This is a genomic window from Nioella sp. (genome assembly GCF_965215655.1).
GTDB lineage: Bacteria > Pseudomonadota > Alphaproteobacteria > Rhodobacterales > Rhodobacteraceae > Nioella.
This window is the reverse complement of the sequence record NZ_OZ244111.1, coordinates 361,864-373,805: the sequence shown is the minus strand read 5'-3', so window position 1 is coordinate 373,805 and position 11,942 is coordinate 361,864. Positions and strand designations below refer to the sequence as shown.

13 protein-coding genes and 1 tRNA gene are annotated in these 11,942 nt (G+C 62.0%); 11 read left to right on the top strand and 3 right to left on the bottom strand.

Features of this window, described 5'->3' with window-relative positions:
* The 6 genes from odhB to ACOOEX_RS01865 all read left to right on the top strand — a co-directional run bounded on the left by odhB (nucleotide 1) and on the right by ACOOEX_RS01865 (nucleotide 6,056).
* Complete coding sequence (odhB, locus tag ACOOEX_RS01890; protein WP_420396878.1) at nucleotides 1-1,503, top strand: 2-oxoglutarate dehydrogenase complex dihydrolipoyllysine-residue succinyltransferase; 1,503 nt, start codon at nucleotides 1-3, stop codon at nucleotides 1,501-1,503.
* Between the two features lie 83 nt (nucleotides 1,504-1,586).
* Nucleotides 1,587-1,997, top strand: coding sequence for an MAPEG family protein (locus ACOOEX_RS01885; RefSeq protein WP_420396877.1), 411 nt, complete (start codon nucleotides 1,587-1,589; stop codon nucleotides 1,995-1,997).
* A 182-nt stretch (nucleotides 1,998-2,179) separates the two neighbouring features.
* On the top strand, nucleotides 2,180-3,175 hold the full coding sequence (locus ACOOEX_RS01880) for a glycosyltransferase family 2 protein (RefSeq protein ID WP_420396876.1): 996 nt from the start codon (nucleotides 2,180-2,182) through the stop codon (nucleotides 3,173-3,175).
* Entirely contained in the window at nucleotides 3,172-4,179 is a 1,008-nt protein-coding gene (locus tag ACOOEX_RS01875) for a glycosyltransferase family 2 protein (RefSeq protein WP_420396875.1), read from the top strand. The genes ACOOEX_RS01880 and ACOOEX_RS01875 overlap by 4 nt, the downstream gene beginning before the upstream one ends.
* A 163-nt stretch (nucleotides 4,180-4,342) precedes the next feature.
* Nucleotides 4,343-5,731, top strand: coding sequence for a dihydrolipoyl dehydrogenase (gene lpdA, locus ACOOEX_RS01870; protein ID WP_420396874.1), 1,389 nt, complete (start codon nucleotides 4,343-4,345; stop codon nucleotides 5,729-5,731).
* Nucleotides 5,732-5,741: 10 nt separating this feature from the next.
* On the top strand, nucleotides 5,742-6,056 hold the full coding sequence (locus ACOOEX_RS01865) for an SH3 domain-containing protein (protein ID WP_420396873.1): 315 nt from the start codon (nucleotides 5,742-5,744) through the stop codon (nucleotides 6,054-6,056).
* Between the two features lie 247 nt (nucleotides 6,057-6,303).
* Here ACOOEX_RS01865 and ACOOEX_RS01860 read toward each other — a convergent pair whose 3' ends face one another.
* Both ACOOEX_RS01860 and ACOOEX_RS01855 read right to left on the bottom strand, forming a co-directional pair.
* On the bottom strand, nucleotides 6,304-6,957 hold the full coding sequence (locus tag ACOOEX_RS01860) for a GntR family transcriptional regulator (protein WP_420396872.1): 654 nt from the start codon (nucleotides 6,955-6,957) through the stop codon (nucleotides 6,304-6,306).
* A gap of 26 nt (nucleotides 6,958-6,983) precedes the next feature.
* Entirely contained in the window at nucleotides 6,984-7,559 is a 576-nt protein-coding gene (locus ACOOEX_RS01855; protein ID WP_420396871.1) for a M48 family metallopeptidase, read from the bottom strand.
* A 235-nt stretch (nucleotides 7,560-7,794) separates the two neighbouring features.
* Here ACOOEX_RS01855 and ACOOEX_RS01850 point away from each other — a divergent pair, with 235 nt between their 5' ends.
* From ACOOEX_RS01850 to ACOOEX_RS01830, 5 genes are all read left to right on the top strand, one after another.
* On the top strand, nucleotides 7,795-8,133 hold the full coding sequence (locus ACOOEX_RS01850) for a TIGR02300 family protein (RefSeq protein ID WP_071690923.1): 339 nt from the start codon (nucleotides 7,795-7,797) through the stop codon (nucleotides 8,131-8,133).
* Nucleotides 8,134-8,388: 255 nt separating this feature from the next.
* A tRNA-Ala gene (locus tag ACOOEX_RS01845) sits at nucleotides 8,389-8,464 on the top strand.
* Between the two features lie 82 nt (nucleotides 8,465-8,546).
* A complete protein-coding gene (locus ACOOEX_RS01840) occupies nucleotides 8,547-10,331 on the top strand; it encodes a DUF6538 domain-containing protein (RefSeq protein ID WP_420396870.1) in 1,785 nt (594 codons plus the stop codon).
* Nucleotides 10,332-10,562: 231 nt separating this feature from the next.
* On the top strand, nucleotides 10,563-11,099 hold the full coding sequence (locus ACOOEX_RS01835) for a hypothetical protein (RefSeq protein WP_420396869.1): 537 nt from the start codon (nucleotides 10,563-10,565) through the stop codon (nucleotides 11,097-11,099).
* Nucleotides 11,100-11,107: 8 nt separating this feature from the next.
* Nucleotides 11,108-11,437 carry a Bro-N domain-containing protein gene (locus ACOOEX_RS01830; RefSeq protein ID WP_420396868.1) on the top strand — a complete coding sequence of 110 codons (330 nt, stop codon included), beginning with the start codon at nucleotides 11,108-11,110 and terminating at the stop codon, nucleotides 11,435-11,437.
* Here the strand turns inward: ACOOEX_RS01830 and ACOOEX_RS01825 are convergent.
* Entirely contained in the window at nucleotides 11,393-11,725 is a 333-nt protein-coding gene (locus ACOOEX_RS01825; RefSeq protein WP_420396867.1) for a hypothetical protein, read from the bottom strand. The two genes, ACOOEX_RS01830 and ACOOEX_RS01825, sit on opposite strands and share 45 nt — an antisense overlap.
* Nucleotides 11,726-11,942 lie beyond the last annotated feature (217 nt).

The window sequence follows — 11,942 nt, the reverse complement described above, 5'->3', positions numbered from 1 at the left end:
ATGTCCGTAGAAGTCCGAGTGCCCACCCTGGGCGAAAGTGTGACCGAAGCAACGGTCGCCACCTGGTTCAAGAAGCCCGGCGATACCGTAGCGGTGGATGAAATGCTGTGCGAACTGGAAACCGACAAGGTGACGGTCGAGGTGCCCTCGCCCTCCGCAGGCACACTGGCCGAGATCGTAGCCGCCGAGGGCGAAACCGTCGGTGTGGACGCGCTGCTGGCCACCCTGTCGGCTGGGGAAGGCGCAGCCCCTGCCCCTGCGGCCGCTGACCCCGCCGAAGCCCCCGCTGCCTCGGGTGGCGATGCCGTTGACGTCATGGTCCCCACACTCGGAGAAAGCGTGACCGAGGCCACCGTCTCGACCTGGTTCAAGGCCGTCGGCGACACCGTCGCGCAGGACGAAATGCTGTGCGAGCTGGAAACCGACAAAGTGTCTGTCGAGGTGCCCGCCCCGGCCTCTGGTGTCCTGTCTGAAATCGTCGCGCCCGAAGGCTCGACCGTGAACGCCTCGGCCAAGCTCGCGGTGATCGGCGGCGCAGCCGCATCAGCGGCACCGGCCCCCGCAGCCGCCCCGGCAGCAGCCCCCGCCGCTGCCAGCGCCGATGTGAAGAATGCGCCGTCCGCTGAAAAACTGATGGCCGAAAAAGGTCTTTCCCCCGATCAGGTGCAGGGCACCGGACGCGACGGGCGCATCATGAAGGAAGACGTGATGAAAGCCGGCTCCGCCCCCGCGGCGGCCCCCACGCCCGCCCCGGCTCCGGCCCCTGCCACCGCGCCGCGCGCCCCGGTCAGCGCCGATGACGCCGCGCGCGAGGAGCGGGTCAAGATGACCCGCCTGCGCCAGACCATCGCCCGCCGCCTGAAGGATGCACAGAACACCGCTGCGATCCTGACCACCTATAACGAGGTGGACATGACCGAGGTCATGGCCCTGCGCAACCAGTACAAGGACCAGTTCGAGAAGAAGCACGGCGTCCGTCTTGGCTTCATGTCCTTCTTCACCAAGGCCTGCTGCCATGCGCTGAAAGAGGTGCCCGAGGTCAACGCAGAGATCGACGGCACCGACATCGTCTATAAGAACTTCGTTCATATGGGCGTCGCCGCCGGCACCCCGCAGGGTCTGGTGGTTCCGGTGATCCGCGACGCCGATCAGATGAGCTTTGCCGATATCGAGAAGGCCATCGCCGAAAAAGGCCGCCGCGCCCGCGACGGCAAGCTCTCCATGGCGGAAATGCAGGGCGGCACCTTCACCATCTCGAACGGCGGCGTCTATGGCTCGCTCATGTCCTCGCCCATCCTGAACCCCCCGCAGTCGGGCATCCTCGGCATGCACAAGATCCAGGACCGGCCCATGGTCATCAACGGCGAAATCAAGATCCGTCCGATGATGTACCTAGCGCTTTCCTACGATCACCGCATCGTCGACGGCAAAGGCGCAGTGACCTTCCTCGTACGCGTCAAGGAAGCGCTGGAGGATCCGCGGCGGCTGCTGATGGATCTCTAGTTCGCAGGGTGACGCGCGTTCACGCCAAACTAATTGTCACGGGCAGGGATTTCCCTGCCCGTTTTCATTGAAAGGTCTTCTCTATGACCCCCGAACTCACCGTCCTTGCCCTCGCCGCGCTCTGGCAGGTCGTTCAGATCGCCCTCATGGCGATCCCCGCGAATCTGGAGCTTGGCACTGGCAAGACCCTGTCCCCCCGCGACCCCGACCGCCTGCAAAAACCGCTGATGGATCAGGTCAGCCTCCGCACGGGTCGCCTGCACAGGGCCATGACCAACCATTTCGAGGGCCTGATCCTCTTCACCATCGGCGTTGTCGTCGTGACATTGGGCGAGGCCTCCTCCCCCCTCACCACCACCTGCGCCTGGGTCTACCTTGCCGCACGCATCCTTTACGTGCCCGCCTATGCCTTTGGCTGGGTGCCGTGGCGCTCGGTTCTTTGGTCCGTGGGGCTTGGGGCAACCGTCGTCATGCTCATCGCAGCGCTGATCTAGGGCGAACAGGAAGAATTTTCCGGAAAATTCTTCAGGAAAACCCCGAAAAATCTTCCAGAAGATTTTTCCTGCCCGCCCTGCCTCCACCGCTTTCATTTGCCCTTTCCCCTTGGGCACGGCATACTCCGCCCAAACGCGCCATCAGAGCGCTGGAACGAGCAGTCATACGAAGGGCCAAGCCGATGAGCAGCCGCTTTGGAACCCGCACCGTCCTGTCCTGCATGAAGAACGAGGGGATTTTCCTGCTCGAATGGGTGGCCTATTACCGCCTCCTGGGCGGCGATCACATCGTGGTCATCAGCAATGATTGCGCCGATGGCACCGACATGATGCTGGACCGGTTGCAGGAACTGGGACAGGTCAAACACATCCGCAACCGGGGATACGAGGCTGACAGCCCGCAGATCCACGGGCTGCGCATGGCCAAGGAAGACGTCCCCGAAGTGGCCGAGGCCGACTGGCTACTGCATGTGGACAGCGACGAATTTCTCAACGTCTTCCACGGGGATCACCGCCTCGATGACCTGATCGACGTGGTGCAGGGCTTCGACGCCTGCGCCATCGCCTGGCGCCCCTTTGGCGATGGCGGCCACAAGACCTGGCCCGGCGGCAATGTGCTGGAAAACTTCACCCGCTGCGACAAGAAACCCTTCTGGTCCACAGCCTTTCACAAGGCCCTGTTCCAGCCGAAGAAATTCCAGACCATGACCGTGCACATGCCCAAGCACCCGCTGCGCCCCGATGCCAGTCAGTGCAACGCCATGGGCGAGGCCATCGACACAACCGCGCTTTATACCATGGCCCATGAACGCCACCGGGGCATGGACCGCGAGAAGCTCACCTGGGACGGGGCTTGCATTAACCACTATACGATCAAGTCCGAGGACATATTCCTGCTGAAGAACGACCGCGGCGACGGGGCCGACCGGGGCGGCACCAAGCGTTACCTCAACTCCACCTTTCACCGCCGCTACAACACCAACCGGCGAGAAGATACGTCGATCCTGCGCCATCTGCCCGAGCTGCAGGACCGAATTGACGCCCTGCGCGCCGATCCCCTGCTGGCAACGCTGGAACAGGCCTCCAACATCTGGTGGGACAATCGCCGTGCCCGCGTTTTGACGCCTGAGCGCATCGCCGAATGGACCCTTCCCGTCGACGAGGAGAAAGCCACATGACCAGCCGTCACAGGGACAAGGTGGTTCTGTCCTGCATGCGCAACGAGGGCATGTTCCTGCTGGAATGGATCGCCTATTACCGCGTGATCGGCTTCGACAAGGCCGTGATCGTCACCAACAACTGCACAGACGGCACTGACCTGATGCTCGATAGGCTGGAGCAGATGGGCTATGTCCGCCACCTGCGCAACGACTGGCGCGGCGCGGGTCGCCCACAGATGGAAAGTCTCCGCATCGCCCGCGAGGATGTGGATGATCTGGTGCTGGCCGAATGGTGCCTGCATGTGGACAGCGACGAGTTCCTGAACGTCACCTGCGGAAATGGCCATGTGGATGACCTGCTCGACCTCATGCCCCCCACGGAAAGCATCGCCATCGCGTGGCGGCTCTTCGGCAATTCCGGGCACCAGACATGGCCCGGCGGGCTGGTGACGGAAAACTTCACCATGGCCAAGGCGGAACCGGCGTGGAACTCCTGCCTGCACAAGGCCATGTTCAAGGCCCGCAAGTTCTCCGCCGTCTCGATCCACATGCCCAAACACCCGACCCAGCCCAAAGTGCGCAATCACAACACGCGCGGGGTGCAGATCACCTCGGATTCGCTCTTCAAGCCGCCCCATGAACGCCACCGCAAGATGGACCGGGCGGAACTGACCTGGGACAATGCCCAGATCAACCACTACGCGATCCGCTCCGACGATACCTTCCTGATGAAGAACGACCGTGGCGCGGCGAACACGCAAGGGCTGGGGAAGTACTTCAAGGACTCGATCTTCTACCAGCGCTGCAACCGCAACGAGGTGGAAGATGCCTCGATCCACCGCCTGCTGCCGAAGGTGAAGGAGGAATTGGAGGAACTGCGCGAGGACCTGATCCTCTACCATCTGGAACAGGCCGCCCTGCACTGGTTCCATGAACGTCGCGACCGGATTCTGACACCTGAAAGAATCGCGGAATGGACTGCCCCGCCGCTGGAGCCGGGCCAGTTGGACGCCGCCGAGTAGCCGCCAGACCCATTTGTGATCACAAAACTGCACCCCTCGAAAAACGGAGGCAAAAAATCACCCCAATTTTTGAGGCAACTTTCCATTAGCGGTTGACGCAAGGGGAGTCGCACCCGCATACCCCTATGAAACATGCCCGGAACGACGACCAAGGAGATCCAAAATGGCAAGCTATGACGTCATCATCATCGGCGGCGGCCCCGGCGGCTACGTTTCCGCCATCCGCTGCGCGCAACTGGGTCTCAAGACCGCCTGTGTCGAGGGCCGCGAGGCGCTCGGTGGCACCTGCCTGAACGTCGGCTGCATCCCCTCCAAGGCGCTGCTCCATGCCAGCCACATGCTGCACGAGGCAGAGCACAACTTCACCAAGATGGGCCTCAAGGGCAAAAGCCCTTCCGTCGACTGGCCGCAGATGCTGGCCTACAAGGATGACGTGATCGGCCAGAACACCAAGGGCATCGAGTTCCTGTTCAAGAAGAACAAGATCGACTGGATCAAGGGATGGGCCACAATCCCAGAGGCCGGCAAGGTCAAGGTCGGCGACGACGTGCACGAGGCAAAGAACATCGTGATTGCCTCCGGGTCCGAGCCCTCCACCCTGCCCGGCGTCGAGGTCGACGAGAAAATCGTCGTCACCTCCACCGGCGCGCTGGCCCTGCCCAAGACGCCCAAGAAGATGGTGGTGATCGGCGCGGGCGTGATCGGTCTGGAGCTGGGCTCGGTCTATGCCCGGCTCGGCGCCGAGGTCACGGTGATCGAGTTCCTCGACCAGATCACCCCCGGTATGGATGGCAAGGTCGCCAAGACCTTCCAGCGCATCCTGAAAAAGCAGGGGCTGAATTTCGTCATGGGCGCGGCCGTGCAGTCGGTGGAAACGCTCAAAACCAAGGCCAAGGTCAACTACAAGCTGCGCAAGGATGACAGCGAACATCAGGTCGATGCCGACGTGGTGCTGGTCGCCACTGGCCGCCGCCCCTATACCGAGGGGCTCGGCCTCGACACACTGGGGGTCAAGATGACCGAACGCGGCCAGATTGCCACCGACGCCCACTGGGCCACCAACATCCCCGGCATCTACGCCATCGGCGACGTCATCGAAGGCCCGATGCTGGCACACAAAGCCGAAGACGAGGGCATGGCCGTCGCCGAACAGATCGCGGGCAAGCATGGCCATGTAAACTATTCCGTCATTCCCGGCGTGATCTACACCGCACCGGAAGTGGCCGCCGTGGGCCAGACCGAGGAAGAGGTCAAGGCCTCGGGCCGCGCTTACAAGGTCGGTGAATTCTCCTTCATGGGCAATGGCCGCGCCAAGGCCGTGTTCCAGGGCGAAGGCTTCGTCAAGATGATCGTCGACAAGGAAACCGACCGCATCCTCGGCTGCCACATCATCGGCCCTGCGGCGGGCGACCTCATTCACGAGATCTGCGTTGCGATGGAATTCGGCGCCTCCGCGCAGGACGTGGCCCTGACCTGCCACGCGCATCCCACCTATTCCGAAGCGGTGCGCGAAGCGGCCCTGGCCTGCGGCGATGGCGCAATCCACGCCTGACAAACCCCGGTTGCGCGCCCTCAAACCCTGGCGCGCAACCTATGCCCCCGCACTCGCCGTCACGGCGGGACAGCGGATCACCCCGGGCCGGATCGACGATGAGTATCCCGGCTGGCAATGGGTGGTGAACGGCGATGGCCTCGGCGGTTGGGTGCCTGCCGAGATCGTCCAAGGCGACCGGATCACAACCCCCTTCGACACGACGGAGCTGACCGTCTCGACGGGCGACCTGCTCGACCCGCTGAATCACTGCCTCGGCTGGACACTCTGCCGCACTGACGACGGCCAAACCGGCTGGCTGCCTGACAGCTGCCTCTTTCCCTGACCGATCCCCATTTCATCTTGGCCCAAATACCTCCGCCGGAGGCGTCCCGACCGGGCAACGGGGCACATCCCTGCCAACCACACGCAACCTCCCCGATATCCCGTGGCAACGCGGTCCGACGAGGGCCCCGAAGGGGCTTGAGGAGGGCCGCTCCCGGGTCGACGCCGACAGGCGGCGAAACCGCTTTCCGTCTGCACGCATGGTGTACGGGGGGTGTACAGGGGGTGTACGCATGGCCCCCCCCTTTTCAGCTCGCCAGCAAACGCAGCCCTTGCGTCACATCGGCCCGCACCGCCAGTCTCAGCCCCGGCTCGTCCCCCGCCTTCAGCGCCGCGATGATCAGCTTGTGGTGGCGCGGCGGATCGGTGCGCCGGAGCCGCCCGTAAAGCGCCCGCATGGTCGGCCCGAGCTGCAGCCAGACGGTCTCTGCCAAGGCCAGCATCGCCGGCGCTTGCGCGCGCAGGTAGAGTGTGCGGTGAAACTCCAGGTTGGCGCGGATATAGGCCACCGGATCGCGATGCGCGACGGCCTCGGCCACGGTGGCGTTGATCACCTCCATCCGGTCGATCAACGCCGGATGGGCCCTCGGCAGGGCGCGGGCAGACAGCTCCGGCTCCAACAGCGCCCGGATGGCCGCAAGCTCCTCGATCCGGTCATTGGACAGCTCCGGCGTCGACACCCGCCCCGAGGAGGACAGCGACAGCGCCCCCTCGCTCACCAGCCGCCGCAAAGCCTCGCGTGCCGGGGTCATCGAGACGTCGAATTCCTTTGCAATCCCGCGCAGGGTCAGCGCTTCGCCGGGCAGCATCTGCCCATGCATGATCCGTGTACGCACCGTGCGGTAGATGCGGTCATGAGCGGCCGATGTCGGCGCTTCGGAGGGGCGTTGCGTCAAAAGCATGGGGTCACCCGATCACAAGCCCCCGCTCAGGGCAAGCGGTCAAAGCGCCAGGCCAGCAACCTGGCCCCGTTGTGGCGCAGCCAGTCCCGGTGCGGCTGATAGCCGGGACAGAGCCGTTCACACACGGCCCAGAAGGCCGGTGAGTGGTTCATCTCGACCAGATGCGCCACCTCATGGGCGGCGACATAATCCAGCACCTCGGGCGGGGCCATGATCAGCCGCCAGCAATACATGAGATCGCCCCGCGAGGAGCAACTGCCCCACCGGCTGCGCGTATCGCGCAGGGTGATCCGGCCAAAGCTGCGTCCCAACTGGCCTGCGTGATGGGCAGAGCGCTCCGCCAGCCGGTCCCGTGCCATCTGCTTCAGCAGCGCCGCCATGCGCGGCCCCTCCTGCCCCTCGGGCAGTTCCACCCGCCCTTCGATCAGGCGCGCGGAACGACCGGTGCCGGGCACGATCTGCCGCAATTGCCCCTCGATGGGAATCGCCCCCCCGATCACAGGCCGCGCCGGGGCGGGACTGGCTGCCAGATGCTTGCGGACCCAGGCTTCACGGGCATCCAGGAAGGCGATCGCCTCGGCCTCGGGCGCATGCGAAGGCATCGAAAGGGTTACCTGCCCGCTGGATCGTGAAACGCGCAGGGTGAATCGCCGCGCCCGGGCCGAGCGCTTCAGCACCACTTCAACCGCCGGATCCCCCCCGAGAATGTGGATTTCGTTCCTCATATACGCGATGCAACCCGGCTTTGTACGATTGGACCGATGAAAGGCTTTACAGCCCCCCGACATTGTGGCAGGTGACCGCAATTCCTCGATAGCGATGATTGAAGGGGGTGTCATGCCCAAAGAAGAATGGGGCGTCAAACGTGTCTGCCCAACCACCGGCAAACGCTTCTATGACCTGAACAAGACCCCGATCGTCAGCCCGTATACGGGCGAAACGGTCGTGATCGAAACAGGCAAGGCATCGCGCACGCTGGTGGCCGACAAGGCCGACAAGGCGCAAGCCAAGGATACGGATGACGCAGAAGTGCTGGACGATGACGCCGCAGCGCTGCTGGACGATGACAGCGATGACATCGATCTGGACGATGACCTGCTGGATGACGACGAGGATGACGACAGCGTCCCCCTCGACGATCTGGCGGATGTCGCGTCGGACGACGACGACAGCTAAGTCCACAACCCTCCCCGAAAGGGGCAGGTTTGCCGAAAGTATCAGCAATCTCTGGCATCCCTCCGGGCACTGGCCCGTGAGGGATGTCTTTGTTCGGGCTCCCAAATACGCGCAACAGACGCGACCACCGTCACAGCCGTCATTGCCCTGCGGGAAAGCTGATGCGCGATTCCCCGCAGCAGGCACGTTTTTTCGCTTGAACTCCCCCACGCTCTTTCATAAACCCCGCCTACCGTCGAAACGTAGACGTGCGATGGGGCCTTAGCTCAGCTGGGAGAGCGCTTGCATGGCATGCAAGAGGTCAGGGGTTCGATCCCCCTAGGCTCCACCATCCTTCCTTAACGCATTGAAATCACTGCAAGCCATTGATATGGCTATGGGAAATGAACAGCCTGTTCCAGTGAGGTGTTACAGTGGCGGCGCTAGAGAAAATGCCCGGACACCCACGCCTCTACCGACGCGGCACTACCTACTACCACCGCGCGGCCATCCCGAAGGACATCGCCGACTCGTACCCGAAGAGCGAGGAGACCTTCTCGCTCAAGACCAAGGACCATGCCGAGGCCGTGAAGAAAGTGCGGATCGCTGCGTTCGAGGTGGACCAGCGGTTCGAGGAACACAGACGGAGGCTGAAGCGAAGCGCAGCAGCTCCACTGGATGAACTCACACCAGACCAGATACGGCTGGTGCATGACACCTACTATCGCCACCTGTTGGAAGAGGACGAGGAGGTACGGCTGTCCGGTTTCGTTGACCTAGAAGGTGAACGCCTCAAAGAGGACATTTCCAAGCAGTACCCAGAAATCACCGTGCTGCAACGGGACAACTACGAGGACGCAGCAGAGTGGAACGATAGGCTAATCGAGCACACACGAGAGCGCTATGGCCGTGGGCTACCCAGTAGCTTCGACCGTGACGAGGCTGAGGAAGTGCTTTCGTGGGAAGGCATAAACATCAGGCTGAAACAGGACTCACCATCTTGGCCGCGAGTGACCAGAGCCATACAGGAAGCGTCAATCCGTGCCGGTGAAGCCATCCAGAAGCGCTACGTGGGTGAGATCGTCGAGACGCCAAAGGCGGAAGTGACGACCCATCCGTCCACCGACACTTCACCCTTGTTGTCAGAGATTTTTGAGAGCAGGAAGGCCGTAGCTGAGAGAACGGGGGAATGGTCGCCGAAACTCGTGGACGACTACGTGACATGGACCAGCCTGTTCATCGAGGTGGTGGGCGACAAACCCATCCTGAGCTATCGAAAGCCTGACGCAAGGGAGTTCAGAGACCTGCTGTTGGACCTGCCGAGCAACCGGCACAAGGTCAATGCAACGCGAGGACTGACAGCACGTGAGGCCGTTGAGGCAGCCAAGCGTCTGGGACTCAAGCGCATCACGGTCAGCACGGTCAACAAGGCCCTTTCACGCTTACAAGCAACATGGAACTGGGCAGACGGACAGCTCGATGAGGTCGTCACGGATATCTTCGGCCCCATGAAACTGGCCGAGGACGTCAGGGCCATAGACCAGCGCCACCCATTTGACACAGAACAGCTCAACCGGATTTTCAACGGGCCACTGTATATCGGGTGTAAGAGTGAGCGACGCAGGACGGAACCCGGCGAGACCGACATGGCGCACACGCACTGGTACTGGCTCCCATTGCTAGGGCTTTTCACCGGTGCGAGGCTGAACGAGCTGTGTCAGCTCATGATCGACGACCTTGGAGAAGACAGCGGCATCCATTTCCTACGACTGCACGAGGGCGAGGAAACGCAACGGATCAAGGGTCACAACAGACGCGTCGTGCCAATACACCCTGAACTGATCCGCTTGGGCTTCGTCCGCTACGTGGAGAAAGCGAAGAGCGCTGGGGAGACGCAAGTGTTCCCCACCCTACGCCCCAGCAGCAAGGGCTACTACTCGCACCAGCCGTCCAAGGACTTCAACGCGTACATCGAGAAGATCGCCGCGAAGACGGACAGGACGTCGTTCCACTCCTTCCGGCACAACTTCAAGGACGCCTGCCGCAACTGTGAGGTCGCCCATGACATCGCAGACCTGCTACAGGGCCACACGCTTCAAGGCATGGCAGGGCGATACGGGAGTGGTCAGGTACTGCTTCGCCGACTGCACAGCGAAATGTCCAAGGTTGAGTATCCAGAGTTGAACCTCAGCCACCTCGCGGGCTTCGGCAAGCGCTGAACAAGCGGAGCATCCCACCTCCTCCGCAAGAATAACTTCAATCTCATAAGTATTTGATTTGTAATGATAAGATGGGCGGACGGCTAGACGTTTCCACACACGCTTCCCACACACGCTTTATTGATCTAGCGCAAGTCTTTCTCGGCGCGTTCTTCAGCCGGATCGAAGGCAACCCTGCACACATGCGATTCCACCATTGATCGCAACACATGAGGTGCCTATCGTTTTGCCATGACACTGCGAGATATTGGCCGCTGGCTAGCGGATACCTCCGAGGCAATCGGACAAGACTTGAATGCCTTGGCTACTTCTTCGCCACTGGATTGGCCTCTGTACATCATTCTTCTTGGCATCCCTGTGTCACTATTGGCAATGGCGGTGGCTGGTGCGGTTTTTGCTGTGCCCCTCTACTTGTGGCTGGATTTCTGGAGTGATCAAGTCGACAGGGAAGGCAATCCATTAACCCGGCTTGGAAGGGCGGTCTTGCGAATCTGGGACGCTGTTTTCTTGATCTGTGTGTTCCTGCTGGTCTGGATGGTAACCGGCTTTCTCCTACTGCTCGTGCTGAACGGTCCATTGGCACTCGACCCAACTACTGGAGTGGCCATGTGGACCGTCTTGGTCCTGCCAACCATAGTGGCGCTTGGCTTCATGTTCTTCATGGCAGTAGGGCGTAGAGCCGCCGCAAAAGAACTGTCTGAGAAAGAACGCGCGAACTCGGATAACACGGACATTAGTCTGACACCGACGAGGAGCCGTGGTTCGTAGCTGCGGACGTGTGCCGTGTCCTCGGAATCAAGAACACAGCCAACGCCATCCGCCCTCTCGCAGCTGACGAGGTGAGTGTTTATCAGATGAACACTGGTGGAGGACTGCCTCGCAAGACGATCAGCGAGAGCGGTTTCTACAAACTCATCGGACGCTCCGACAAACCCGTTGCCCGCGCCTTCCAAGACTGGGTGACCCGCGAGGTCCTGCCTGCCATCGAGAAGGACGGTGGCTACATCATGGGCGAGGAGAAGGTGGCCACCGGGGAGATGGACGACGAGGACGTGGCTATGTCACGAGCAATTACGCCGCGCCTGCTGCCTGTCGATAGCTTGTAGCTGACCCCGAGCAACCGCGATCTCAGCCTCACGGTCATTGCCCGACATGCTGGACACCGGAAGCCCGAGCAAGAAGACACCCATTGCATCGCCATTTGCGGCACGGCGCTGGTCTGCGCTGAGGTTTTCCAGACGCTGGCTGACGGTAAGCTCCTCTGCTGCAAGCTGCCTGCAGTTCAGCGTCGCGTAAGCGTCGCCGCCAACCTCTACAGCTGCGATGTTCTCAGGCTGCTGGGCACAGCCAGACACGACAGCGGTAGCAGCAGCAATCACGAGCAGTTTCTTCATAGGTCCCTCTTCCCATTCGTTGCAGGCGTTTGGAGCAAGCCATTGTCATGACTAGCGATTCCAAGCAGTAGCTGACATCGGAGCCAAGTACCACCATTGAAACGTAGCACCCCCACGCGAGCCGAGGGACGCCACGGCTTACGCCGGTGCTTCGCTTCAGCAGGTCCATGCCCACCCCTGCAGCTCTCTGACCACGGCTAGCCCAGCGCTGGCCAAG

Coding starts and splice junctions, on each gene's coding strand:
- lpdA (WP_420396874.1), top strand. CDS start 4,343: ATGGCAAGCTATGACGTCATCATCATCGGCGGCGGCCCCGGCGGCTAC.
- ACOOEX_RS01850 (WP_071690923.1), top strand. CDS start 7,795: ATGCCCAAAGAAGAATGGGGCGTCAAACGTGTCTGCCCAACCACCGGC.
- ACOOEX_RS01855 (WP_420396871.1), bottom strand. CDS start 7,559: ATGCCTTCGCATGCGCCCGAGGCCGAGGCGATCGCCTTCCTGGATGCC.
- ACOOEX_RS01880 (WP_420396876.1), top strand. CDS start 2,180: ATGAGCAGCCGCTTTGGAACCCGCACCGTCCTGTCCTGCATGAAGAAC.
- ACOOEX_RS01860 (WP_420396872.1), bottom strand. CDS start 6,957: ATGCTTTTGACGCAACGCCCCTCCGAAGCGCCGACATCGGCCGCTCAT.
- ACOOEX_RS01835 (WP_420396869.1), top strand. CDS start 10,563: ATGACACTGCGAGATATTGGCCGCTGGCTAGCGGATACCTCCGAGGCA.
- ACOOEX_RS01875 (WP_420396875.1), top strand. CDS start 3,172: ATGACCAGCCGTCACAGGGACAAGGTGGTTCTGTCCTGCATGCGCAAC.
- ACOOEX_RS01885 (WP_420396877.1), top strand. CDS start 1,587: ATGACCCCCGAACTCACCGTCCTTGCCCTCGCCGCGCTCTGGCAGGTC.
- odhB (WP_420396878.1), top strand. CDS start 1: ATGTCCGTAGAAGTCCGAGTGCCCACCCTGGGCGAAAGTGTGACCGAA.
- ACOOEX_RS01825 (WP_420396867.1), bottom strand. CDS start 11,725: ATGAAGAAACTGCTCGTGATTGCTGCTGCTACCGCTGTCGTGTCTGGC.